This is a genomic window from Marinobacter nanhaiticus D15-8W (assembly GCF_036511935.1).
Taxonomy (GTDB): domain Bacteria; phylum Pseudomonadota; class Gammaproteobacteria; order Pseudomonadales; family Oleiphilaceae; genus Marinobacter_A; species Marinobacter_A nanhaiticus.
Map to the genome: position 1 here is coordinate 1476296 of NZ_AP028878.1, position 25260 is coordinate 1501555.

Annotated in this window: 21 protein-coding genes and 1 pseudogene; 8 read left to right on the forward strand and 14 right to left on the reverse strand. The window is 59.2% G+C overall.

Going from position 1 to position 25260, the window contains the following annotated elements; translation table 11 throughout:
• Positions 1–210 precede the first annotated feature (210 nt).
• Positions 211–1685, reverse strand: a pseudogene (locus RE428_RS06635) (SLC13 family permease).
• 831 nt (positions 1686–2516) lie between these two features.
• Here RE428_RS06635 and RE428_RS06640 point away from each other — a divergent pair.
• Together RE428_RS06640 and RE428_RS06645 are read left to right on the forward strand one after the other, a co-directional pair.
• Positions 2517–3017, forward strand: coding sequence for a DUF4124 domain-containing protein (locus tag RE428_RS06640; protein ID WP_115840242.1), 501 nt, complete (start codon positions 2517–2519; stop codon positions 3015–3017).
• Positions 3018–3250: 233 nt separating this feature from the next.
• The gene (locus tag RE428_RS06645; protein ID WP_169334064.1) at positions 3251–4879 is read left to right on the forward strand and encodes a L,D-transpeptidase family protein; all 1629 of its coding nucleotides are present in this window, start codon (positions 3251–3253) and stop codon (positions 4877–4879) included.
• A 28-nt stretch (positions 4880–4907) separates the two neighbouring features.
• On the opposite strand, the gene RE428_RS06650 is transcribed toward RE428_RS06645, so the two are convergent.
• From RE428_RS06650 to RE428_RS06675, 6 genes are all read right to left on the reverse strand, one after another.
• Entirely contained in the window at positions 4908–6137 is a 1230-nt protein-coding gene (locus tag RE428_RS06650) for an MFS transporter (protein ID WP_004581201.1), read from the reverse strand.
• A 183-nt stretch (positions 6138–6320) separates the two neighbouring features.
• Positions 6321–7022: an aspartate/glutamate racemase family protein gene (locus RE428_RS06655; RefSeq protein WP_004581202.1), complete on the reverse strand. Its 702-nt coding sequence runs from the start codon at positions 7020–7022 to the stop codon at positions 6321–6323.
• On the reverse strand, positions 7019–7873 hold the full coding sequence (locus RE428_RS06660; protein WP_004581203.1) for an ABC transporter permease: 855 nt from the start codon (positions 7871–7873) through the stop codon (positions 7019–7021). The genes RE428_RS06655 and RE428_RS06660 overlap by 4 nt, the downstream gene beginning before the upstream one ends.
• Positions 7873–8727: an ABC transporter permease gene (locus RE428_RS06665; protein ID WP_004581204.1), complete on the reverse strand. Its 855-nt coding sequence runs from the start codon at positions 8725–8727 to the stop codon at positions 7873–7875. Before RE428_RS06665 ends, RE428_RS06660 begins: the two co-directional genes overlap by 1 nt.
• 90 nt (positions 8728–8817) lie before the next feature.
• Positions 8818–10158 carry an ABC transporter substrate-binding protein gene (locus tag RE428_RS06670; RefSeq protein ID WP_004581205.1) on the reverse strand — a complete coding sequence of 447 codons (1341 nt, stop codon included), beginning with the start codon at positions 10156–10158 and terminating at the stop codon, positions 8818–8820.
• Positions 10159–10220: 62 nt separating this feature from the next.
• Entirely contained in the window at positions 10221–11300 is a 1080-nt protein-coding gene (locus RE428_RS06675) for an ABC transporter ATP-binding protein (protein ID WP_004581206.1), read from the reverse strand.
• Positions 11301–11583: 283 nt separating this feature from the next.
• Between RE428_RS06675 and RE428_RS06680 the strand changes: the two genes are divergently transcribed.
• On the forward strand, positions 11584–12267 hold the full coding sequence (locus RE428_RS06680) for a GntR family transcriptional regulator (protein WP_004581207.1): 684 nt from the start codon (positions 11584–11586) through the stop codon (positions 12265–12267).
• Positions 12268–12386: 119 nt separating this feature from the next.
• Positions 12387–13295 carry a KPN_02809 family neutral zinc metallopeptidase gene (gene ypfJ / locus RE428_RS06685; protein ID WP_004581208.1) on the forward strand — a complete coding sequence of 303 codons (909 nt, stop codon included), beginning with the start codon at positions 12387–12389 and terminating at the stop codon, positions 13293–13295.
• 8 nt (positions 13296–13303) lie between these two features.
• Here ypfJ and RE428_RS06690 read toward each other — a convergent pair whose 3' ends face one another.
• Entirely contained in the window at positions 13304–16117 is a 2814-nt protein-coding gene (locus RE428_RS06690) for a mechanosensitive ion channel domain-containing protein (RefSeq protein WP_004581209.1), read from the reverse strand.
• A 226-nt stretch (positions 16118–16343) separates the two neighbouring features.
• Between RE428_RS06690 and RE428_RS06695 the strand changes: the two genes are divergently transcribed.
• On the forward strand, positions 16344–17081 hold the full coding sequence (locus RE428_RS06695) for a DUF72 domain-containing protein (RefSeq protein ID WP_004581210.1): 738 nt from the start codon (positions 16344–16346) through the stop codon (positions 17079–17081).
• 4 nt (positions 17082–17085) lie between these two features.
• Here the strand turns inward: RE428_RS06695 and RE428_RS06700 are convergent, their stop codons facing one another.
• Positions 17086–17778 carry a pseudouridine synthase gene (locus tag RE428_RS06700; protein WP_004581211.1) on the reverse strand — a complete coding sequence of 231 codons (693 nt, stop codon included), beginning with the start codon at positions 17776–17778 and terminating at the stop codon, positions 17086–17088.
• Positions 17779–17956: 178 nt separating this feature from the next.
• Between RE428_RS06700 and ftsH the strand changes: the two genes are divergently transcribed.
• On the forward strand, positions 17957–19987 hold the full coding sequence (gene ftsH / locus RE428_RS06705; protein ID WP_004581212.1) for an ATP-dependent zinc metalloprotease FtsH: 2031 nt from the start codon (positions 17957–17959) through the stop codon (positions 19985–19987).
• A gap of 113 nt (positions 19988–20100) precedes the next feature.
• On the opposite strand, the gene RE428_RS06710 is transcribed toward ftsH, so the two are convergent.
• The 3 genes from RE428_RS06710 to RE428_RS06720 are packed head-to-tail and all read right to left on the reverse strand — an operon-like array spanning position 20101 to position 21962.
• Positions 20101–20568, reverse strand: a complete 468-nt coding sequence (locus tag RE428_RS06710) for a RidA family protein (RefSeq protein ID WP_004581213.1) — start codon at positions 20566–20568, stop codon at positions 20101–20103.
• Positions 20565–21473, reverse strand: coding sequence for a sigma-70 family RNA polymerase sigma factor (locus RE428_RS06715; RefSeq protein WP_004581214.1), 909 nt, complete (start codon positions 21471–21473; stop codon positions 20565–20567). Before RE428_RS06715 ends, RE428_RS06710 begins: the two co-directional genes overlap by 4 nt.
• A 3-nt stretch (positions 21474–21476) precedes the next feature.
• A complete protein-coding gene (locus RE428_RS06720) occupies positions 21477–21962 on the reverse strand; it encodes a carboxymuconolactone decarboxylase family protein (protein WP_004581215.1) in 486 nt (161 codons plus the stop codon).
• 238 nt (positions 21963–22200) lie between these two features.
• Here RE428_RS06720 and RE428_RS06725 point away from each other — a divergent pair, with 238 nt between their 5' ends.
• Complete coding sequence (locus RE428_RS06725) at positions 22201–22716, forward strand: GFA family protein (protein WP_004581216.1); 516 nt, start codon at positions 22201–22203, stop codon at positions 22714–22716.
• A 14-nt stretch (positions 22717–22730) separates the two neighbouring features.
• Here the strand turns inward: RE428_RS06725 and RE428_RS06730 are convergent, their stop codons facing one another.
• Positions 22731–23015: a hypothetical protein gene (locus RE428_RS06730; RefSeq protein ID WP_004581217.1), complete on the reverse strand. Its 285-nt coding sequence runs from the start codon at positions 23013–23015 to the stop codon at positions 22731–22733.
• Positions 23016–23221: 206 nt separating this feature from the next.
• On the opposite strand from RE428_RS06730, the gene RE428_RS06735 reads away from it, so the two are divergent.
• Positions 23222–24244 carry a class I fructose-bisphosphate aldolase gene (locus RE428_RS06735; RefSeq protein WP_004581218.1) on the forward strand — a complete coding sequence of 341 codons (1023 nt, stop codon included), beginning with the start codon at positions 23222–23224 and terminating at the stop codon, positions 24242–24244.
• A gap of 101 nt (positions 24245–24345) precedes the next feature.
• On the opposite strand, the gene RE428_RS06740 is transcribed toward RE428_RS06735, so the two are convergent.
• Complete coding sequence (locus RE428_RS06740; protein ID WP_004581219.1) at positions 24346–25257, reverse strand: LysR family transcriptional regulator; 912 nt, start codon at positions 25255–25257, stop codon at positions 24346–24348.
• Positions 25258–25260: the final 3 nt, after the last annotated feature.

Sequence of the window (25260 nt, forward strand, 5' to 3'; positions counted from 1 at the left end):
GCTTGGTATGCCAAAGCATACGTGCAATGCCCCTGACGCCGATCAGATTGATCGCTTTAAAGATGACGTACTGATAAGAGGATATGTTGGGTGCCTCGTAAATGCTCAACTCCCAGGTTAATTTCGTAAGCGACAGCCGTGCAGAATGTCTACCCGGCTCCGGTTTCTATCAGGTTTGACCTGGCCAGGCCGATGCGCCGCCAGCGGACGTTAGCCAAAGACGATTCCCATCAGCACATAACCTAACAACGTGACGACTACTATACCCACCAGATTGAGCAGGAAGCCTGCACTGATCATGTCGCTAATGCGCATGTGCCCGCTGCCGAAGACAATGGCGTTTGGCGGCGTTGCGACCGGCATCATGAAGGCGCAGCTCGCGGCAATAGCGGCAGGTACGGCGAGCAGGTAGGGGTCGGCGCCCTGGGACGTCCCAGCGCGCCCATTAGAGGCAGGAAAGCGGCGGCAGTGGCTGTATTGCTGGTGATCTCTGTCAGGAAAATGATGACCGCAGCCACCAGCGCGACGGTTAACAGCACCGGCAGTACGCCAATGACCGACAGACTCTCGGCGATCCACTTGGCGAGTCCGGAACTGCTTATCACGCCGGCCAATGCAAGACCACCCCCGAACAGCAGCAGCACGCCCCAGGGGATCCTTTCGGCGGTTTCCCAGTTCATGATGAACGTCCGGGTCTTGAGGTTGACCGGGATCACGAACAGGGCCACTGCTGCGGCGATGGCGATTACAGTATCGTCTAGCCAGGGAATCAGGCTACTGGAGAGCAGTGGCTGGCATATCCAAGCCGCTGCTGTTAGTACGAAGACGGTCAGTACCAGCTTCTCGCCCCGGCCCATGGCGCCGAGTTCCTTGAGCTGGTCCTTGATCATCTGGCCGCTATCGTCACCGCTGCTGACGCCATCCCTGTTGAAGCCGAGGTCACCCCGGGTCAGCCACCACCAAATAGCCACCAGCATGGTGGCAGAGATAGGTATGCCAATCAGCATCCACTGGGCAAACCCAACGTTGATATCGTGATTGTCAGCAAGGTAGGCCGCGAGCAAGGCGTTGGGTGGCGTCCCAATCAAGGTGGCAATGCCACCGACACTGGCGGAATAGGCAATGGCGAGCAGCAGTCGCGTGGCGAATTGACGGGTGGCTTCAGGGTCGTCGCCTTCGCGCATGTTCACCACTGAGAGGCCGATGGGGAGCATCATGATGCTCGTCGCGGTGTTGGATACCCACATACTGATAAAGGCAGTCGCTAGGATGAATCCGCCGATCTGGCGTTTGGGATGACTGCCTACGGTGGCCAGGATATTCAGCGCGATACGCCGGTGCAGCTCCCAGCGTTGCATCGCCAGGCCGATGGTAAACCCGCCAAGGAACAGGAAGATAATGGGGTTGGCGTACGGCGATGTCGCTTCCTTGATGGAGCCCAACCCAAGGGCGGGTATCAGGCAGATCGGAATCAGGGCCGTGGCGGGAATCGGGATGGTCTCCGTCGACCACCAGGTCGCCATCAGCAGCATCAGCCCCGCCGCCCGCCAGGCCTCCTCCGGCATTTGCGCCGGTGGAGGTAATAACAACGTCATCACCAGAAATAGCGGGCCAAGAATGAAACCTGCCACTTGAGCCCGGCTCAGGCCCTTACGTTCCCTACTCTGGGCACTGTTTTCGTCCATGTCATGTCATCCCTTGGTACGCGTCGGTTCGTCCGACTGGTTCGCGCATATATTCAACAATTACGGAGGGATGAAGGAAGTGCAAGTGACACTATCGTTGCCAGGTTTTAATGGGGAGAGGTGCGCCGGGCTCTTATTCTTCAACGCTATTGGGTTGGCGACTTGGCATGGCCGCCCTTTGAAGATTTGACAATTTTTTTCAGACAGTTTGCATAACCTCGTATAGCTTTCTCTTTGTTTCAGTCTCATGCAGCAAAACGACTCGGGAGCGCCCGGGCGAAAATTGACAGGGATGTTAGATGAAGACCCTATATCTGCTTTCGATCCTCATTCTTATATCAGCGTGCTCTTCCAGTAACGAGAGTGATGATCCCCGAAGCCTGAGTTTGCACACGCCTAGATTCCTTGCCGCTGTCAGTTGTGATGAGAAGGGTAGGGTCACTACCTTTGATGGACACCCAGCTTTCTGGTGCCAGAAACATCAGGAGGGGGCTACCGTGACGACGTATCTCGAAGTAGACGACGCTTATATGTTGACTAAGGTGCGCGCAGAAATCCGTGGGCCGCAGAAGGTTTCTCAAGATACTACCTCGGCAGCACACCAGACCTTAACTTACCTATTAAAAAGTTACACGTCGGCGTCGCCCGACCTTTTAGCGGGATTAATAGACCGGTGCGAAGAAGCGGTAGACCTTCCGGCTGTTTCGAAAGACGGTGGAAGCTATCATTCCCATTTTAAGTGCAGGAAACCACACTTTAGTGATGATGCATTCCTGGATCTGGACATAACATACTCTGCAATCGCCAGTTGATCCGTTTAAAGGTAGGGCTATGCGCATTCTAATTGCTGGTGTCTTTCTGATCAGTTCGTTGCTCGCCGCAGGCGGAGTTCAGGCAGGCGTATACAAATGTCAGAAAACTTCGGGTGAAATCTCATATTCCGACAAGCCTTGTGTCAACGCAGAGCCTCTGGAAATCCCGCCCGCAACCCTTTTATCCGGCGGTAGTAGTCACTCTGCTTCTTCACCTATGGCTAATTCTTCCTCAGTTGAGGGTGCTAGCCTCTCGGGTGATGCCTGCGTTACCGCTATCAATAATGGCAAGGACTGGATAAAAAGCATGCGAGATGTGGCTAAGCGGAATCTGCAGACTGGCCATATGAGTCAGGCGGAGTATGCCTATGGGATGCGCGAGCTGGAATCGTTCCAGTCGGGTCTCAACGTTTCAAAGTGTCGCTCTGCTGCCGGCAACAATAAGAAGTTCTTCCAGTGCCTTACCAAAGTAACGAACCACCTTGCTGTGTGTGGACGACAGTACAAACCCATCCTCTAGTCTTGCGAGACACCTCAGCCTGTCCTGGCTAGAATTCGGATTAATCCGACGATCCCTCCAAAACAAATATATCCGCATGTCCGGGATACCCTGGGCAGCCCGGATTGACTATGCTTAGCACGCTGCTATTCCCCACTTTTTTGGTGGTTCGGGGTGGTGCCATTCAACTGAGCTGTGGTTTAAGAAAGCCGCTAGTTAAGAATAATTGCACTGAATGTCGTTCTGGAGTCTCTATGCGGGTTGTTTTATCGCCGGGCAGATGCCGGTTGTTGGCGATGCTGTTGCTCATGGTTTCGTTGGTCGCCGACGCCGGTGAAAGTCTGCGTCAGCGGCTGGAGGCGTTGCACTCCGGCTATTCGGCCGAAGCCGCCGGCGAGCGGCTGATGACAACACAGGCGCTGAGTGAATTCTACGAGGCTCGGGGCTATGAGTTGGCCTGGACTGATCTTCGCTCGCGGATCGCATTGCTGACTGAGGTGGAAGCGGTGGCCCAGGATGGCCTGTTGCCGACCGACTATCATCTGTTGGCGCTGCAGGAGTTAATGGCCGAGGATTGGGAGCAACTTTCGGCCGCTGCCAGGGACGATCTCGATTTGCTGCTGTCCGACAGTTTCCTGTTGCTGGGGTCGCATCTGCTCGAAGGCAAGGTGAACCCGGAAACCATCGATCCGGAATGGTTCGCCAACCGCCGTCAGCGAGCGATGGCGCCCTTGCTGGCAGAGGCACTCGCCAATAGTGCCATAACCGCGACGCTCGATGTGCTGCGCCCCTCCCAGGATGGTTACCGACAACTTAAGGCGGCGCGGGCCCGCATTGCTGGACTGGTGGGCGAACCCTGGGCTGATATCCCTGTGGGGCCAGCCATCAAGTTGGGGATGGAAGACGAGCGGGTGCCCCTGATCAGGCAGCGACTGGTGACCCTGGGCGATCTTGAAGCAGCGAATGACGAAGCTGCGCCATCATCAACCTACGACAGGACAATGGACCAGGCGGTAGTCGAGTTCCAGCGCCGCCACGGGCTGGAGGACGATGGCATCGTCGGCCGCAGCACCCTCGCCGCGCTCAACCGGACGCCCGAGGACCGCTTGCAACAGATCGACCTGAACCTGGAGCGCTGGCGCTGGCTGCCCGATAGTCTGGGCGAGACCTATGTATTGGTGAACATTGCGGCCTTCGAGCTCAAGCTGGTCCAGAAATCCCAGGTAAAGCTGAGCAAAAGGGTGATCGTTGGCCGGCCTTTCCGTCGCACGCCGGTGTTTAGTGACCAGATCCGTTACCTCGTTTTCAACCCCACCTGGACGGTGCCGCGCAAGTTGATGGTGCAGGACAAGCTGCCAGAAATTGTCCGCGACCCCGACTATATCCAGCGACTGGGTTTCTCGATCTATCACGGTTGGGGCTCTGAGCGAGTGCAGGTGGACCCGCAAACAGTCGATTGGCAGTCCCTGTCATCGCGCAACTTCCCCTACCAGCTGGTTCAGGAGCCGGGGCCGCAGAATGCGCTGGGGCAGGTCAAGTTCATGTTTCCCAACAAGTTCGACGTCTACCTGCACGATACACCCTCCCGCGAGCTGTTTCGTAAGTCCGAGCGCTCTTTCAGTTCCGGTTGTATCCGCGTACACGAGCCCCTGGATCTCGCCGCCGCCCTGCTTGAAATCGAAGGCGGCTGGGACAGGGCTCGTATCGATAGCGTGGTGGATTCCCTCAAGACGACGACGGTGACATTGAAGCAGCCGATACCGGTTCACCTTGAATATTGGACCGCCTGGACGGGCGACGACGGGCGTCTGCAGTTCCGCAACGACGTCTACACCCGGGATGCGCGCCTGTACGAAGCACTACAGACATCCCGTAGGCCGTGAGTTTTCGTTCGTTTGCTCGGCGTAGCCGCTAGCAGGAGGTACTGCTGGGTTGACGCGCTGCTTCGATCTCTTGCGTGGCGCCTACTTCATGCCGCCAGGCCATCGCAAAGATCAGCAGGCCGGCGAGTGCGGCGGCAGCCCCGACATAACCGGTGGATTGCCAGCCCAGCCCGGCGGTGATGGCGATACCGCCCATCCATGGCCCAAGGGCATTCGCCACGTTGAAAGCCGCATGGTGGGAAGCCGCAGCCAAGGTTTGTGCCTCATTGGCGACATCCATCAGGCGTGTTTGGAGGGCTGGCCCCAACGCGGACATCTGGGCAACCAGGAAGCAAACTGCCAGCAGACTCCAGATAGACCCGCTAGCCAGCGGGAACAGGCTGAGTGTGGCAATGGCCCAGACCAGCAACACGCCGACACTGCGGAATTGCAGCCGGTCAAACAGCCAGCCCCCAAGGATATTGCCGATAAAGCCGCCCAGGCCAAAAACGGCGAGGGCAATCGGGATCCAGAACTCATCGACTCCGGTGACGTTCAGCAGCGTCGGCGCCAGGTAGCTGAATACGCAGAACATGCCGGCGAAACCGATCGAGCCGATCGCCAGGGCATACCAGAGCTGGGCGCCGCGGAATGCGCGGACCTCATGCAGTGGGCTGTTGCGCACCTCCTGGCGGTTGAGTGGCAGGAAGAAGAACACAAGTGCCACCGTCAGCATGGCGATAATACCGACGAAGATGTAGGCATAGCGCCAGTTGAGCGACTGACCCAGTACCGTCGCCAGTGGATTGCCGATCAAGAGGGCCAGCGTGAGACCCATCATCACGCGACTGACGGCCTTGGCCCGCTTGTTTGCAGGAACCAGTGAAGCGGCCACCAGCGCCGCGACACCAAAGTAGGCGCCGTGGGGCAACCCGGCGACGAAGCGAAATGCCATCAGCGATTCATAGTTGGGGGCCAGGGCGCTGGCAATATTGCCGATGGCGTAGAAGGTCATCAAGAGAATCAGCAGATGGCGCCGGTACAGGCGTGATCCCAGTATGGCCAAAAGCGGTGCGCCGACGACCACGCCCAAGGCATAGGCGCTGATCAGGTGTCCGACCTGCGGCTCGCTGACGCCGAGATCCTGGGAGAGGTTGGGCATGAGTCCCATAATGGCAAATTCGCCCGTACCGATCCCGAAACCGCCCATGGCCAGGGCGAACTCGATCAGCAGCAACTTGAATGGTGAAAAACCGTGCGTAGACGCTGGGGTCGACATGGCATCCTTACTGGGTCGCAAAAAAATGAGTAGAGGAACCCGAGCTCATGCTGGGGTGAGGATCGGGTTTCTTAGGAGACTAACGAAGGCGCATTATCCGCTGATGACCGGGATAGAAGAATAAGCGATTCCGCGAATGCTTATTTCGGGGACGTCGAACAGCGCACCATTGCACCACTCGGGTCAGGTACTGATGCCGGGCGAATATCCATTGCGTTTGCTGGTTTTCAGTCCGCCACGCACGAAAGCTTCCAGAAATAGTATGCCTACACGGACGCCATCGACGACTGGTACGCCGAGAATGCGTTCCATCGCCTTCCGGTAAGGCGCGAAGCCGGCACAGCCTAGTACCAATACTTCGGATGCGTCCTCGATCAGGATGGTTTTCGCCCGCTCGATCAAGAGCTCCTGTTGAACGGTATTGCTGGTGTCGGAGAGCGCCAGGACCGGTAGCCGAGCGGCGTGCACGCCCCGGGCGTGGCGACCAAAACCGTAGCTGAAGGCATTCTGTTCCAGGATGGGTACGGACTTCTGCTGCGCGGTCAGTATCGAAAAGCCGCTCCCCAGGAGTGTGGCCGCATGCATTGCGGCTTCGCCGATCCCGATCACCGGGCCAGGCGCGATCTCCCGGGCTGCATGCAGCCCCGTGTCGTCGGCACAGGCAATCAGATAGCCAGCGCAGCGGCCCCTGTCGCCTTCGATAACCCGATCCAATACCCCCACCTGGGCACGCGCACCGTCATAGAATCCCTCAACGCTCTCCACCCCGGCGCCACCGCAAACGACGTCAAGCTCGGTATCGGCAGCAACAACATCAAGGCATGTCTGCTCGATCATCTGCCGCATGGTTTCGCTATCGTTGGGATTGATGACCCTGAGTTTCATGCCCCGGTGACCTCCGCATTGGCGCTGGCCGCTTTAAGCGCTGGTTTGCGTTGCTTGAAAAGCCGCATCAACAACAGGCACGTCACGATCAGGGCAAACGAGAAAAGGGTGGTAAAGGTGCCCAGTGCATAGAGTACCGGTGTGGTGACGTTGGTGGTCATGCCATAGATTTCCAATGGCAAGGTATTGAAGCTGCCTGCCGTCATCAGGGTGCGCGCGAATTCGTCGTAGGACAGGGTGAAACCCAGGAGTCCAACGCCAATCAGGCTGGGCAGGATGAGTGGGAGTACCACCTGGGAAAAGCTCTGCCAGGGGCTGGCGCCCATGTCGATGGCGGCGGCTTCATAGGCTTTGTTGAATCGGTTGAACACGGCAAACATGATCAGCAGTCCAAAGGGCAGGGTCCAGGTCAGGTGGGCACCGAATGCCGAGCTGTACCAGAAGGGGGCCAGCCCGAGCCGGTCGAACATGATGCCGATCCCCAGGCTGATCAGGATCGAGGGCAGGATCAGGCTCACGAGTGTCAGGTAGAAGATCACGTTGCTGCCACGGAAATGGCGTCGGTAGGCGAGTCCGGCGAGCAGGGCGAAGACTACGGTGCAGACCATCACCGCAAAGCCCAGTAGCAGGGACCGGGAGAGCGAACCTCCGAAGTCCCCCACCTGTTGTTTCTCGAACAGCTCCCCGTACCAGTGCAGCGATACACCGTTCATGGGAAAGGTCAGGCCGCCTTCCGGACCCTGTAAGGAGAGAATGGCAATCGTCAGGGTCGGCCCGTAGAGAAAGATGAGAAACAGGGCGAAGACGATCGTCAGGAATACATGGCCTGGTTTGCGCTTGCGGAATGCCATTACAGTTCCTGCTTGATGTTGATGAATCGGAACATGATGCTGAGCATGATGAGTACGGTGATGAGCAGCACCACGGCACTGGCGGCCGCCGCCGGATACTGCAGCAGCGAGATTTCGTTGTGGATCAGCACACCCACCGATGCGCTGAGCCCACCGCTCATCAGCCTCACCGTAATGAAATCGCCCATGACCAGGGTGATGACGAAGATCGAGCCGATGGCGATGCCGGATTTACACAGGGGCAGGATGACCTGAAATACGGTTTGGAGCGTCGTCGCGCCGGCGTCGATGGAGGCTTCGACCAGCTTGGGATCGATCCGCATCATCGAGTTGAAGATGGGGATCACCATGAACAGGGTGTACAGGTGTACGAAGGCCAGGATCACCGAGAAGTCGCTATACAGCAGCCATTCGATGGGTGCGTCGGTGAGGCCGGCGGCTTGCAGGCTTGAGTTCACCAGCCCGTTGCGGCCCAGCAGCGGGATCCAGGAAATCATCCGGATGATGTTCGAGGTCAGGAACGGAATGGTGCAGAGTACGAACATCAGACCCTGGACCAGCGGGCTACGGATATGGAACGCCAGGTAGTAGGCGACGGTAAAGCCCAGAACGAAGCAGATTGCCCAACTGGTGAAGGCATAGAAAAAGGTGGTCAGGTACGCCTTGTAGGTGACATCCGACGTCAGCAGGAACTCGTAGTTCTCCAGCATGAAGTCGGGGATCAGCTGGTACGCGTTAAAGTCCCAGAAGCTGACCACGATAATGGTGAATACCGGGAACAGCAGGAAGAACAGGATCACCAGGGTCAGCGGTGTGACCTGCAGGTAACTGATTTTCGAGGGCGACAGGGACATGGCTATGCTCGCAGCTCCCGCCCCGATACCGTGTATGCGGCACGGTATCGGGGATCTGTCGGGTGGGTTAAAGGGTGATACCGCGGATGATCAGGAGGCGATGAACTCGTTCCACTTGCGGATCATGTAACGGTCTTCGTCCATCACGGAATTCCAGCAGGCCACGCTGCCCATGCGTTCCTCGTAGGACCCACCATCACGCACGGCGCCGGCTTTCTCCATGACCTTGCCGTCGGGGCTGAGAATATCTTCCTGGGCCGGTTTGCCCTCGATCCAGTAGCCCCACTCGTTGTCAGACATGTATTGCTTGGAGGTTTCCGGCGCGGCGCTGTAGTAGCCCTGCCGGTTCAGGTAGGCGCCGACCCAGCCAGACAGGTACCAGTCGATGTATTCGTAAGCGGCGTCGAGCTCCAGCCCGGACAGGTGCTTGGCCAGACCGATGCCGCCGCCCCAGGCGCGATAGCCCTCTTCGAGCGGCTGGTACTTGCAGGGAATCCCCTTGGCGCGCACGGCCGCCACCGCCGGCGACCACATGGACTGGATGACCACCTCGCCGGAAGACATCAGGTTCACCGACTCGTCGAAGCTCTTCCAGAAGGCACGGAACTGCCCGTCGGCCTTGGCTTTCTTGAGGATTTCGATGGTGGCGTCGATTTCGTCGCGGGTCATGTTGCCCTTGTCGCCATACTTAATTTCGCCCATGGACTCGCAGATCATCGCCGCATCCATGATGCCGATGGACGGAATGTTGAGGATCGAGGTCTTGCCCTTGAATGCCGGGTCCATCATGTCGCGCCAGTGGGTGATCGGGCGGCCCACCAGGTCAGGTCGGATCCCTAGGGTGTCGGCGTTGTAGATGGTCGGTATCAGCGTCATCCAGCGCGTGGGGTTGCTGGCAAAGGTGGTCGAATCCTGGCTCTCGACAAAACCGACGGTGTGAGGCGCCGTGCCCTGGGCGATCTGCGAGTCTTCGGTCAGTTTGCCGGTAATGAACAGCGGCGAGATCTTGTCGTAGTTCTTCAGGCGAGTGGTATCCATCGGCTGCATCACCCCCGCCGGGAAGACCTTCTTGGCGATCCAGTACTCGATGTCCGCGATATCGTAGGAGCCCGGCTGGGTGATAGCGCGCTGGGCAACCGCATCGGAGTCCAGTGCGGTCAACTGCAGGTTGATACCCAGGTCTTCCTTCGCTTTCTCGGCAATGGCATTGAGGTTGGAGACGCCGGTGCCGAACTGACGCAGCGTGACGTTCTTGATGTTCTGGGCCCAGATCATCGGGAACCCGGTGATCGCGCCGGAACCCACGGCGGCGCCACCAACCGCACCGGCGGCTTTCAGGAAGCTGCGCCGTGTCAGTCCACCTGTCTTGGCTTTCGGCGTTTCGGGTTGGGAATCGGTGGCGTCGTTATCCTGGTCGAATTCGTTGCTCATTGCTGCTCTCCTTATCTGCCGCTAGGGGTTGTGTCGTTTTTCTTGGTGACTGCCATGGGGCCTCACCCATTGGGTGCGGTATAGAGTGGGTTAAGGTCCTGTTGATCCCAGCCCACGTATACGGTGTCGCCTTCCTGTACGGGGTGGCTGAGGTAATCGGTATCGGTCTGGAAAACAGAAAGCCGGAGGCCGTCATCGCAGCGCCCCCGTAGGTGGACATAGCGGCCCTGGTACTCGACGAACTCCACATTCATGGCGTTGACGGTGCTGAAATCGGTGGGCGTATGGCCCACGTGGATCTGGTCGCAGCGCAAGGAAGCGCCGGAGGGCTGGCCATGGCCGTTGATCTTGGTCGTGGGCAGTTCCAGTACGCGCTCCTCGCTGAACTGGAGCCGGTTACCTCGGGTCGAGCCCTCGATAATGTTGTGTCCCCCGATAAACCGGGCCACAAAAGCGGTGCGCGGGGTACTGAAGATGCCAGGCGGTGTATCCACCTGTTCGATGCAACCGTGGTTCATCACCACCACCTGGTCCGCAAGGGCAAAGGCTTCGTCCTGGGAGTGGGTGACGTGGATAAAGGTGATGCCCAGTTGCTGCTGGATGCGCTTCAGTTCCGCCCGCATACGTGTGCGCAGGAAGGGGTCGAGGGCGGACAGGGGCTCGTCCAGCAGAATCACGTCCGGTTCGTTGATCAGTGCCCGGGCGAGGGCGACCCGTTGCTGCTGGCCGCCGGAGAGCTGCTCCGGAAAGGCGTCCGCGTACCCGTCCATATTGACCAGCTTGAGCATCTCGTCCGCGCGGCTGCGACGTTCCGCCCTGCCCACACCGGCAATCTTCAGGCTGAAGGCAACGTTGTCCCGGCTGCTCAAGTGTGGAAAGAGAGCATAGTTCTGGAACATCAACGCCGTCCCCCGCTGGCGGGGCGGCAAGGCGGTGACGTTTCGGTTATTGAGCAGGATATCGCCTTCGGATACCTCTTCATGGCCGGCGATCATGCGCAGGGTCGTGGACTTCCCGCAGCCGCTGGGTCCTAACAGGCAGCAGTACGAGCCGCCTTCGATAAACAGGTTGATCTCGCTGACCGCTGTCGTGTCGCCATAGCGCTTGGCCACACTGACCAGTTCAACCGCTCCCTTCTTCATTACCCATTCCTAAATTGCTAACAATTTTAGCGAATAGGATTGCAGTTAGTGTGCCAGCGGCACGTTTACCGTTATAGGTCTCTAATATATGGGTATAAAAAGAACATAACTGACTTTTTGGTCAGTAAATCAGCAGGGAGGAAATAGTGAGGCAAAGCGCTGTATGCCTGAAAATGAGGCGCGGTGCTCGTATTTTGTGCATGACCTTCAACAAGGGAAGGGCTGTTTATTCCAAACCAATCGGATAGAGTGGCTGTTAGATTGTTAACGATTAAGAGATCGCATGAGCACCAAGGCCCAACAGGAAGTGCAGCGCATCATGGCGTCCCTGACCAGCGCTATCGTAGAACATCGCCTCCCGCCGGGCGCACGCCTGACAGAAGCCAAACTGGTGGAGGTTCTCTCGGCAAATCGCAATCACGTGCGGGCGGCACTGCAGAAGTTGGCGTCGGAGACCAAGGTCGTCTCGCTGATACCGAACCGAGGTGCGTTCGTCGCCAAGCCGACCGCTGAGGAGGCGCGCGAGATCTTCAGTGCGCGCATGGTGTTGGAGCGCGCTATCGTCGAGCTTGCCGTCACCAACCTGACCCCGCGTAATCACAATCGTCTGCTCAAGCAGGTGGACAAAGAGAGGGAAGCCATTGCCCGTCAGGATCGACAGCAGATGATCCGCGAGTCAGGCAACTTCCACCGCCTGCTGGCGGACATCAGTGGCAATCGGGTATTGGGCGAATTGCTGGAGGGGCTGATAACGCGCACATCGCTGATTATCGCCTTGTACCAGGAAACCTTCGACGTGAAGTGCTCTATCGGTGAGCACCAGGCCGTGGCCGAAGCCATTCTGCGACAGGACAGGGACGAGGCTATCCGGCTCATGGATCACCACATGGACGACATCCAGAACCACCTCCTGCTCGATGAAAGCGAACCGGAGGTGGACCTGAGGGCAGCGTTATTACAGATTTAATGACGCGCTCTTATGTCCCGGCTTGGGCTATTATTCAGGGAGCACCAGTTGGTTTATCGAAGCCCGGACCAGCGTAGTCGGGCCTCCTGACATACCTCGAAGATCAAGGGGGTGCTCCCATGCGTTGGCGAGGCAGGCGGCAGAGCAGCAATGTGGAGGACCGGCGGGGGCAATCCGTTCGCTACGGTGGCGCCGGCGCCGGAGGCTTGATGTTGCTGCGTTTGCTGCCCAATATGCTGCGCAGCAAGACAGGGCGGGTCATCTTGATCGTCGGGGTGCTGGTGGTTGTCGGCGCCAAGTTCCTGGGCGTGGATGTTTTGCCCATGCTGCTGGGCACCGGCAGCCCGACAACGGTCCAGCCTTCCCGTGAGTTGACCGAGCAGGAGCAGGAACTGGCGGATTTCGTGTCGGTTGTTCTCGCCGACACCGAAGATACCTGGAACCAGATCTTTACCGATCTCGGTGGCTCCTACACCGAACCCACCCTCGTGCTTTTCTCAGATCGCGTGAACTCAGCCTGCGGGCTGGCCAGCTCTGCTGTGGGTCCGTTTTATTGCCCAGGCGACCAGCAGGTGTACCTCGATCTGGCGTTCTTCCGCGATCTGCGTGAACGTTATGCTGCCCCGGGGGACTTCGCCCAGGCCTATGTGATTGCCCATGAGGTGGGGCATCACGTACAGACAGTGATGGGGATCGGCGCTGAGGTGCGCCAGGCCGGTCAGGGGCGCAGCCAGTCAGAGGTCAATGCCTTATCCGTACGTCAGGAATTGCAGGCGGACTGCTTTGCCGGCCTGTGGGGGCATGCCGCCCAGACTCAGCGTCAGTTGCTTGAGCCGCGCGACCTGGAGGAGGCGCTGGGCGCGGCCAGTGCCATCGGCGACGATCGCCTCCAACGCCAGACTGGCGGCACGGTGGTGCCGGACAGCTTCACCCACGGCAGCTCCGAGCAGCGGGTGCGCTGGTTTCGGCGCGGCTTCGAAACCGGCGACATCAACAACTGCAATACCTTCTCGGTGGAGAACCCCTAGCAGTGGCATTAGCTGGGAGTCGCCTGTCCGTCGGGTTTGTTTGTCTCTTCGCCGGTTTTTGAGTCGATCCAGCTGCGTACGTGGATGTCCCGCTGCGGGAACGGAATCTGGAAGCCAGCGTCGCGCAGCTCTCGTGTAATCGATGAATGCAGTTCGTGGGCCAGCGGCATGTAGTCGAGGAGGTCCTGGATGAACACCCGTACCTCGAAATCGATGCTGCTCTCGCCCAATCCCACGCAAAATACAGCCGGCGCTGGATCATCCACGACCCGAGCATTACTTTCCGCCACGCGGCTGAGGACCTCCTGCACCTTGTCTACGTCCGACCCGTAGGCCACACCCACGCGGACAATGACCCGCACGATCGGATCGGTCAGCGTCCAGTTGGTCAGGTCCTGGGTGACGAAGGTTTTGTTGGGGATGATCTGTTCCTTACGGTCCCAGTCCACCAGCGTGGTGGCGCGGATACGGATGCGGGAGACCGTGCCGGTGATACCGCCGATGGTGACCGTGTCACCCACGCGGATAGGGCGTTCGAATAGCAGGATGATGCCCGAGATAAAATTGGCCACGATTTCCTGCAGGCCGAAGCCGAGGCCGACACCCAGGGCCGCCACCAGCCATTGGAGCTTGGACCACTGTAGACCGATTACCGCCAGGGACAGGGTGACGCCGAGGATGATGATCAGGTACGTCACAATCGTTATGATGGCGTAGCCGGCGCCAGGCTGGAGATTCATCCGGCTGAGTACCATGACTTCCAGGGTGCCCGGCAGGTTCTTGGCCGCCAGCACCGTGGCAGCAATCGCCAGTATGGCAAAGAGCAGATCACCTAATGTGATAGGGATGGGGTCGCTGCCCTCGATTCCGGTCGTGATCGTCCACAGGGTCAGACTGTCAAACAGCTGCAGCGCGGGGATCACACCTTCCCAAAGCATCCAAAGCCCGGAGAGTGCCAGGGCCATGGTCAGAATGCGCAGCAGCGCGGTACTTTGCTGGCTGATATCCTTCAGGTCCATTTCTGGCATGTCGTATGCTTGGGGTAAGCCTTCGCCTGTGTTTTCAGCGGCTTCCTTGGCTTCGGCCAACTTGCGCTCGGCCGCCCGTTGCTCACGTAGCCGCTGTAGGGTCATACGCCGTTCACGTACGGAAAGACCGCGCAGGCCCAAGTAGTAAACCAACATCGTAAAGGCCAGCCAGCAGATGCTGATAAACAGGTTGCCTTCGAGCTGGACGGCCGTGTAGTGGTAGCCCCAAAGCGACGCCGCTGCTAACACCAGGGGTAGTGTCACAGCAAGCCAGTGCAGCATCCTGAGGACCTTCTGTTCCATGCGTCGACGTCTTACGGTGATCATCACCCGTTGGGCGAAGAACGCCAGGGCGATGGACGCAATCGTGAACAGCACGCGTCCGAGGCTGTCGCTATAGGCGGCGCCGTCTGGTGTTTGCATCGTCGGCAGGAGGATGGTGATGGGTACCAGTACCGCCAGCAGGATGGGAATCTGCCGTCGGATGACTCGCAGGGTCAGGCCATTCCATTTGAAGTGCCGTTCGCCCAGGCCGTCGTTGCGTGCCACCTTGTTCACGAAACTCAACAGCAGCACGATAAAGGCCGCCGCGGTGAACCCCTGTGACAGCGCCTTAAAGAACTCGTTGCCTTCCATCAGCAGCAGCGAGACGATCGACAGAGCCAGAACCCCGGGGAAAACCAGGAGAATGCTGTTGAGGAGCGCCAGCAGCGTATGGGAAAAGCGGTCTTTGCCAACGTTGCCGACAAATTCCCCATTGGTGGCGATATTTTTTCGGATTGTCTTCCGCTTTACCACGACGGCGATCAGCACAGCGAGCATTAACAACATGCGGGCCCCGCGCTCGTCGATCGACGCCTTCATCGTGGCCACCAGTTCAGATGGCTTGAAGGAGGTCACCAGCCATACCGCAGCCTGGTAGAGTTGCCCTAGGGTGTCGAGTGCAAATGGCTGAGCGCTCGGCAGCCAGAACAACCGCTGTTGCAGCAATTCCTGGTAAGCGAGGACACGCTCCCTCAGGTCGGCGACCGTTGTGAAGTACTCGTTGAGCACGTCGATGTGACTGGTAATGACGTCGTGCAACTGACGAATGAGCTCTGAGCGTTTTTCCTTCAACTCGATGTTTTTTTGTATATCCCTGTCCAGGGAAGCCTCAAACTCCTCCAGCTTGAGTTGCTCTTCCCGCGCGGTGGAGAGTTTCTTCTGGATACCGTCGGTAAGGCTGTCGGCAATCGTCTGTCGCTGCAGCCGGTCGAGCCTCTGGCGCAGCAGGCTGGCATATTCTTCCGTTACATTGAGACCCGCGCGCTCCAGTCGTAGCTGGAAACTCTCGTATTCATTGTTGAGCCGCTTAAGGAGTGACTGGGCATAGGCCAGCCGGGTGCTGCTCGCTTCCAGTGCCGCCTGCTGCTGATCCAGGGAGTCTCGTAGAGACTGGATTTGCTGGCGGATGCCGGCTGAAGTGGCTGAAGGGAGATCCAGCGGTTCCGGTTCGGCAACCTCATCATCGATGTCAGGTTGCACCGGAGGTCCGGTGGGTTTTGGTGCGGGTTCCTCTTCGGGCTGCTCCTCACCTGGGGCAGACTTCCCGTTTTTCGCCTGTTCGCCCTGTTCAGGCTGGGCCTGTTCGCCTTCCTGTTGTTGTTGCTCACCTTCCTGTTGTTGTTCGCCCCCGAGTAGCTGGGGCATCTGCTGGGCAACGGCCGGCGTGACGCTGATCAGGATCAGCAGTAGACCGAACAAGGAGAAAACAATGGGGCGGGTACCGGGATGCAGCTTACTCAACAACATCATGCGTGCACTTTCCCTAATCGAGCCGAGTTATTGGTTAACCTGTAAGTCTAGCCCGAAAGCATGCCTTATCGCAGATGACAAAGCATTCATGACCCGCCGACAGCCATCCTGTGATGTTTAAAACCCCATAACCGAGCAGTACGCTGAAGGTATCGGCGGATCAGGCCTTACCGCCTCCACGCACAGCGACGGAAACACGTACAGTGACGGAAAGGAGGGAGGCACTATGAGCAAGGGACAGGTTCATGTCGGCACGTCGGGCTGGAACTTCGATAGCTGGGCGGGGGATTTCTATCCCGATGGGCTGCGCAAGAGCGATTTGCTGCCGGAATACGCCCGGCACTTCTCGACGGTCGAGGTGAACAACAGTTTCTACAACCTGCCCAGCACCAAGACTGCCAGGCACTGGAAGGATGAAGCCCCGGACGACTTCCTGTTTGCCTGCAAGGCCAGCCGTTACATCACGCACATGAAGAAGCTAAAGGACCCGGATGAGGGCATCGACAAGATGCTTCACGCGCTGGAGCCCCTGGGCAACAAGCTTGGCCCCATCCTCTTCCAGTTGCCGCCCAACTGGCGAGTGAATGCCGAACGGCTGCAAGCATTCCTGGAAAAGCTGCCCAAGGGACACCGTTATACCTTCGAATTTCGTGATACCAGCTGGCATTGCCAGGAAGTCTACGACCTGTTGGAGAAGCACAATGTAGCCCTGTGCTTCTATGACTACGAGAAGTATCAATCGCCGGAACAGGCCACGGCTGATTTCATCTATATCCGCCTCCATGGTCCCGAGGAGACGGCTTACTCAGGCTCTTACGACGGACGCACACTGGCTGGCTACGCGCGCAAGATCAATCGCTGGCGGAATGAGGGTAGGGACGTGTTCTGCTACTTCGACAACGACGAGAAGGCCTGCGCGCCGCACGATGCGGAGAAACTGCTGGAGTCGTTGGAGAAGCATTGACCTCTCATATCACCGAGGCGATTTCGCTGTCGAGCAATGGCCGCCACTCGCCGGGAGCTAGCGTCGGGTCGAGCCGGATTTCGCCCATGCTCTCCCGGTGCAGGGACTTCACGCGGTTGCCGACGGCGGCGAACATACGCTTGACCTGGTGGTAGCGACCCTCGTAGATCGTCAGGCGGGCCTCACGCTCGGCGACTTGTTCAAGTCGAGCCGGGGAAGTCGTCAGCCTTTCGTAGGCGAGGTAAATGCCATCCGCAAAGCGTTGGTGAGTCTCGGGCGAGATGGGGTCCCGGGTAACCACGTGATAGGTCTTGGGAATCTTCTCGCGCGGCTCGGTCAGTCGGCGCGACCACAAACCATCATTGGTCAGAATGATCAGGCCGGACGTACTGCGATCCAGCCGTCCGCCGATATGCAGCACTGGCCGAAGCTGTGGTGCGACGAGATCAAGGACGGTCGGGTGCTGAGGGTCCCGGGTGGCGCTGAGGTAGCCCACCGGTTTGTGAAGCATGAGATAGTGGGCGGTTTGTTCCTGCAAGACAGTGCCGTCCATGCTGATGGTCATAAAACGCTCGACGGTGGTCACAGGATTACGCTCCGGCTGGCCATCGACCCAGACCCGGCCTCCGGCGATAAGGAGGCGGGCCTGTCGGAAACTATGGCCCGTTTGCTTACAGATAAATCGGTCGAGTCTCATGTCCAGAACCGTATTGAAGTCAGGCACAACGATGCACGGCCCGACCCACTGAGGCAAGCGTGGGCTTGAGATTGGCTGCGTCGGACCAAGGTAATCCCTAAAGACCTGCCGGAAAAATACGCGTCCGGCAGGACATGCTTGAGCTGTTCTCTCAGCACCCAGTACGGAGGACGCGGAAATGATGCGTCGCCTTTTGCGCTCGGAAGAGTCCAAGGATCAACGGAAACAGCAGCGCCCCCCCGACCCGATGTCCGAAGCGGGCCAGAAACATCAGGGGCCCAAGTGGTTCCACGTGTTGAACCTGTTGCTACTGATGTTCGTGTTGTTCTACGTGGTTCAACTGCTCTCCCAGTCCGGCGCGCAGAACCTGTCCTACACCGAATTCAAGGAGCGGGTGCAGGCCGGGCAGGTCCAGGAGGTCACCATCGAAGGTCGGCAAGTTCGCGGTACCTTGACCTCCGCCGGGACCGACGCGTCGGGAGAAGCTGCGGCGGACCAACCCACCGGCTTCAATAGCCAGATTCCGGAGTTTGCCGGTGAAAGCGTGCTCGACCTGCTTGAGCAGAATGGTGTGACCATCAACGCCGTCGAGGACGAGCCCGGCGTGTGGAGCCAGTTGCTGATCAATCTGTTGCCTTGGGTCCTGATCGTAGGGTTGCTGATTTATGTGGGTCGGCGTATGCAGCAGCGAATGGGCGACCAGCAGCAGGGCATCTTTGGCTTCTCCAAATCCAAGGCCAAGCGTTTCAGCCGGGAAGACTCCAGCACCAGCTTCGATGACGTAGCCGGTTCCGAAAACGCCAAGAAAGACCTGGCAGAAATCGTCCAGTACCTGCGCGAACCGGGTTTCTACCGCCGCTTGGGCGCGAAGCTGCCCCGGGGCGTCTTGATGGTTGGCCCGCCGGGTACCGGTAAGACGCTGATGGCGCGCGCGGTCGCCGGGGAAGCCGGCGTGCCGTTCTATTCCATCTCCGGGTCCGAATTCATCGAGATGTTTGTCGGCGTCGGCGCTTCCCGGGTGAGGGACATGTTCGCTGAAGCACGCAAGGAATCCCCGGCCATCATCTTTATCGACGAGCTCGATGCAATTGGACGGGCCCGCGGTGCCGGAGTCGGCGGCGGTCACGACGAGCGCGAGCAGACCCTGAACCAGATCCTGTCGGAAATGGACGGCTTCTCGCCCAGCGAAGCCGTAGTGGTCATCGCGGCGACGAACCGACCGGACGTCCTGGACTCTGCCTTGCTGCGTCCGGGCCGGTTCGATCGCAAGGTTCTGCTGGACCGGCCGCACCGCGAGGCACGCGAGCGCATTCTCAAGGTCCACAGCCGCGATGTGCCGCTCGACGACTCCGTGGATATCAACATGGTGGCGCGCCGTACCGTTGGTTTTTCCGGCGCGGACCTGGAAAATCTGGTTAACGAGGCGGCGCTCAATGCCGGTCGAGAGAATGCCAACACCATCTCCATGGACCATTTCGACAAGGCCCGGGACAAGATCATCATGGGCGCCGAGCGGGAGCAGCGCCTGAGTGATGATGAAAAGGAAGTTATCGCCTACCACGAATCCGGCCACGCCCTGACGGCCCTTCTGTTCCCCAAGGCGGACCGGCTGGAGAAAGTGACCATCATTCCCCGAGGGCAGGCTTTGGGCTTGACCGAACAGGCGCCCGACGAAGACCGACTCAACATGACCGCCAGCTATGCCAAGGATCGCATCGCCGTGATGCTGGGCGGTCGGGTTTCGGAAAAGTTGATCTACGACGAATACAGCAGTGGCGCCGAGAACGATCTGGAACAGGCCACCAAGCTGGCGCGGCGTATGGTATCCCGCTGGGGCATGAGCGACGAAATTGGTCCGATTTCCATCGGCATCAGCCAGGAAGAGGTTTTTCTCGGCCACGAAATATCCCGGGAACGTGACTTCAGTGAAGCGACGGTTGAGCGGGTCGACCAGGAAGTGCGCAAGCTGATCACGGGTATCGAGCGGAAAGTCGAGCAAGCGCTGAAGGACAACCGCGAAAAGCTCGATGAGCTGGCCCATGGACTGCTGGACAGTGAAACCCTTGAGGCGGATGAGATCGATCGTCTGCTGGGCTTCAAGGACGACAAAACCGGAGATTCGAGAGAGGTATCAGGTACCGGTAGTCACGAAGGGCAGGCCAGCGAACCCGGGCGCCCCGAGTCGCTCCATTCGCATCACCGCCGGTGACTAGGGTGCGCGCTCGGGGATTGGCCATACCGTGGTGCTGATGGGAAAAGCGCTCCATCAGCTTCACTCACACGGGGCCTGCTTTTAGTGGTAACGGCAGTGGTACCGGCCGCTCAGAATTCCCGCTTCGGCGCCACGGCTACCGCTTCCACCTCAAACAGCATGCCGTCCAGCGCCAGGCGTGGCACAGGGATTAACGTACAGGTGGGTTTCATCGCCGACTCCCAGGCTGCGTCCAGTTCGTCGGCAAGTATTCGCAGCCGTTCCTCGGAGTGGTCGACGATCAGCACCGTGAGCTTGGCGATGTCCTTCAACTCCGCGCCGGCGGCGTTCACCGCTGTTTTCAGGTTGGCGAGGGCCCAGCGCACCTGCAGGTGAAAATCGTCGGGCAGCTCGCCCTGCACGTTCTCGCCACCCTGGCCGGCGATGTAGATCAGCTGGCTGTTGGGGGCTACGATGCCCAGGTGTGAGTAGCCGTTTGCCGACGGGTCGTACAGACCCTCGGGATTGGAGAGGGTTAGTGGTTGGTGCGATGACGGGGTTGCCGCGATTTCCTGTTCGGGATTTTGAGTTGCACTCATTGCTCGCCTCCTCCTTTAAGGACAGGTTCTGGAACCATTGTGGCCAGATGATCCATCTTATTGGGATTACGCATCACATAAATATCGGTAATCCGGCCGTTAACGATGGCCAGGGTGGTGGTCTGGGGCAAGCCGTCGGCTTCGATGGTGAGCCAGCCGGGCATGCCGTTAATCACGACCTGCCGCGCCCATAGGGGCGGTTTACCACGCTTCTTCAGAACGATACCGGCAAAGAAACGGCAAACCTTGTCGGCGCCGCGGATCAGTCGCAGTGCCGCTGGGCGAACGCCACCGCCGTCGGTGTGCAATACGGCGCCTTCTGCCAGGAGACGACTCAACGCGGCCGTATCGCCGGCACGCGAAGCCGCAAAGAAGGCTTCGGCGATACGTTCGTTTTCCTCCGACGCAACATCGAAGCGCGGACGCGCCTTTTGCACATTCTCGCGGGCCCGTTTTGCCAACTGCCGGCAGGCCGCTTCGGTGCGGTCCAGTGCGCGGGCGACCTCACTGAACCCCATGTCGAACACGTCGTGCAGTAGGAACGCAGCGCGCTCCAAGGGCGATAGCCTCTCCAGGGCCAGCATCAGGGCAACGGAGACGTCGTGAGCCAGGTCCTCCTCTATGGGACTAGCCAGCTCGTCGATCAGGGGCTCGGGTAACCACGGGCCGACATAGGTTTCACGGCGGCGCCGGGCCTCTTTCCAACGATCCAGACACAGGCGGCTGACGATCGTGGACAGGAAGGCCCGCGGATTTTCCACGTGGGCCCGGTCCGTGTTGTGCCACCGAAGATAGGCATCCTGAACCACGTCCTCCGCTTCCGACACTGTACCCAGCATGCGGTAGGCGAGGCCTTTCATCATGCCGCGGTGGGCTTCGAAGTCCATGTCCCGTATCTCGTCCATCGTTTAGACCGCTTCCTCTTTCTTGGCACGGGTGGCCGAAGGCGTTTTGGTAACCGGATGGATGTTACGGAAGCCGATAGCAAACCGGTTCCAGATATTGATCGCGCCGATCAGCAGGGTTAGCTTCACCAGCTCTTCCTCACTGAATTGGCTGCGCGCCCATTCGTAATCTTCGTCCGGTGCCTGGGTATCCGCAATGCGGGTCAGTGACTCTGTCCAGGCCAATGCAGCTCGCTCGCGTTCGCTGTACAGGGGAGATTCGCGCCAGGCGGATAAAAGGTAAAGTCTTTCTTCCGTTTCGCCTGCCTTGCGGGCATCCGCGGTATGCATGTGAATGCAGAAGGCGCAGCCGTTGATCTGCGAGGCGCGGGTCTTGACCAGTTCGATCAGACTGTACTCCAGGCCGCTCTGGCGGGTGTAGCTCTCCAGCTTGACCATGGCATCGATGGCTTCCGGTGCGGCCTTGAAGGGATTCATGCGTGCTTTCATGTCCAGTCTCCGTGAGTTTGGTGGCCTTTCACGGAATAAGACGGTGCTGGCATCGACTTTGTGACATCGACGGCAAAAAAACGGCCTTAACATGGTTTGCTTTTCACGGGGGAGCCGAAGCGTTAGCGTGGATACTGTGTTCTAACCGGTGCCAGAGCACCTCGGATGGCGCGCCGGCACCGGTCTTTCGAATGGCCCTGCGCGTTATCCAACCAAGCCCACGATCCGGGAGGCGCAAATGAAACTAGAAGGATCCTGTCATTGCGGTGCGGTTCGCTTTTCCGTCGAGTCCGCCCATCCCTATCCATTCATGCAATGCTATTGCACCATTTGCCGCAAGACCGCCGGTGGTGGCGGCTATTCCATTAACCTTGGAGCAGACTACGGGACGCTGCATACCTACGGGATCGAGAACGTCAGCATTTACCACGCCCGTATTGCCAATGCCGAGAACGGCACCGTGGAGGAAAGTCCGGCCGCCCGTCATTTCTGCAAGAACTGTGGCAGTGCCCTGTGGATATGGGATCCTCGTTGGCCGGAGCTGGTACACCCCATGGCCTCGGCGATCGATACGCCCTTGCCGGTGCCGCCCGAGCGTACGCACCTGATGGTCGCTTCCAAGCCGGATTGGGTCCAGGTACACGCCGGTGAGAATGACAAGGTGTTCGACGAGTATCCCGACGAATCCCTGGCCGACTGGCATCAGCGTCTTGGGCTCGAAGATCCGCAGGGATTGGAGGCCAAGGACGAGTAACTGCCGCGCTCTCGCTACGGCAAGTCTTCGTCAATGGCGATTTCTTCGATGTAGTGGACACCGTCCCGGAAATGGAAAACGATCTCGACCGATTCATCGGTCTTGATGCCGTCGAAGTTCTCCTGTTCGCCACGGTAGACGGTGCCCTCGGTGGCATGGAAGGTGATACCTCTGACGACCAGGGTCTTGACGCCGTAGGTAATCAGTTCGACTTCGCCCTGCATGAGCTCGGCGGTCGTCGCCGCGGGTGAGGTGGCCAGGGCAGCCACGAACAGGGCAGTGGTGAGCAACTGTTTCATCGGATCCCTCCCTTGGTCGGATGAAGTGTGTTCCCTAAAGATATGCTGATTGACGGGCAATGGATCAACCTCTGTCGTGTACTTCGTCGACTAGACAGCGCGACCGATCATGACGAGAGCGTTAACAGCCGGCCTTTCCCCTTGCTCAGTGCTTTCAAATCAGCAAATATCGGAGAACCAGTGGACTCACAAGGAGGGTTTAAGCCATGTCGAACAGCGCTGAGCTGCAAAAAACCATCGACGACATGATTGATTCCGAACGAGGCATCCTGGCCGCCGATGAAAGCACGGGCACGATGACCAAGCGGCTGGAAGCCGTAGGTGTCGAATCCACCGAGGAGAACCGGCGCTGGTATCGCTCGATGCTGCTGTCTGCGCCCGATGTGGGCAAGTATATCTGCGGCGTGATCTTCTACGAGGAAACCTTGGGTCAGAAGGATGACAATGGCACGCCACTGCCGGAACTGGCGGCATCCCAGGGGGTGATCCCCGGCATCAAGGTGGATAAGGGTAAGGGGCCTCTACCAGGTGCACCGGGCGACATGATCACCTACGGTCTCGATGGCCTCGAGGAACGCCTGGACGGCTACAAGGCCCAGGGCGCGCGCTTCGCCAAGTGGCGCGAGGTTTATCCCATCACCGACCACAATCCCACCCGGCTGGGTCTGACCGCCAATGCCGAAATGCTGGCGCGCTATGCGGCAGCATGTCAGGCGGCGGGTATAGTGCCGATTGTCGAGCCGGAAGTGCTGATCGACGGCGATCACAGCATGTACCGGGCGGCTGAGGTCAACGAGCAGGTCTGGCATTCGGTATTCCATGCATTGCACCAGCATGGGGTGGTACTGGAGCACATGATCCTCAAGCCGAGTATGGTCACGCCGGGTAAGGAAACTGGCAAGGCCTCCCCGGAAGAGGTGGCCGAGATGACGCTCAAGATCCTACGCAGGACGGTGCCGGCTGCGGTGCCGAGCGTTAACTTCCTGTCCGGTGGCCAGACGCCGGAGGAGGCAACGGCTAACCTCAATGCCCTCAATCACCTGCGCGATAAGGCGCCCTGGCATCTGAGCATGTCCTACGGCCGGGCGCTGCAGGAACATGCCATGAAAGCGTGGGGTGGCGATACGGGGAACCGCGAAAAGGCCCAGCAGGCGTTCCTGAAGCGAGCCAAGCTCAACAGCATGGCGCGCCAGGGCCTCTACCAGGCGCAGGAGGAAGAAGCGGCCTAGACCTTAGGGTCCGTACTGAGGGCCCGGCATTTATGCCTCCTCACAGGGCCCTCTGGCCTCCGACGCATGGCCACGAATCCGCCGTGGCTGGCCAGGCATGTTCATTTCACGGCCAGTGATGAGAAGAATTCATCCGTGCGCTGGACGTAGCCCTGGAATAATTTGCGCAACCAGGGCACCAGCGCAACCACCTCCGGCCGGTAACGCACGGCATCCCGCACCGATAGAGATAACGCGCCCAGAGGAATGATTCGATCAGGGAAGGGAACGACCAGTTCGCCGGATTCGAGCATGGGCGTGATGATAGGCAACAGGCCCAGGGTCAGGCCACCACGGGATGCCGCCACCAGCAGCTCCCGATATCTATTGAGGGTAATGAGCTCCGTCGGTGTGACATCCCATTCCTGGGCTTCGGTCCAGCGCTGCCAGAGATCGGCATAGCCAGCCATGCTATAGGCGGGAAAGCGCTCGAACGCACCTGGTGGGTCGGCTCTGACCTCCGAAAGGATGGAAGGACCGCAGACCAGGGTGCACGACGTACGCGCCAGCGGAATAGCCTGGTCCGGAATGTTGAAGCCATAGCGAATGCTGACATCCGCCTCACCGGTCTGCAGATCCGGGGTGCGGCGGTGGCCTTCGAGCTCGACCCGCACGCCGGGCCAGTCGTTCAGGAAATCACCGAGCATTGGTCCCACCACTTCCGTGGCGACATAAGGTATGGCGTGGAACCGCAGGGGCGAGCTCGAAGCTGGAGCCAGCAGCTCCTGGGTGGCCGTTCGCAGGTCGGCAAAGGCTGCAGCCACCGCCTGGTGATAATGGGCCCCTTCGGGGGTAAAGCTGATTTGCGGAGGTTGGCGGACGAACAGGGACAGGCCGAGCTGTTCCTCCAGGTCACGGATATCCTGGGTGACCGCTGATTCGGTCAGGCGCAGCTCATCGGCTGCGACGCGCAGGCTCTTGCGGCGGCCGACGGCGTCGAAGGTTCGTAGCAGGTTCAGGGACGGCAGATCCATGGA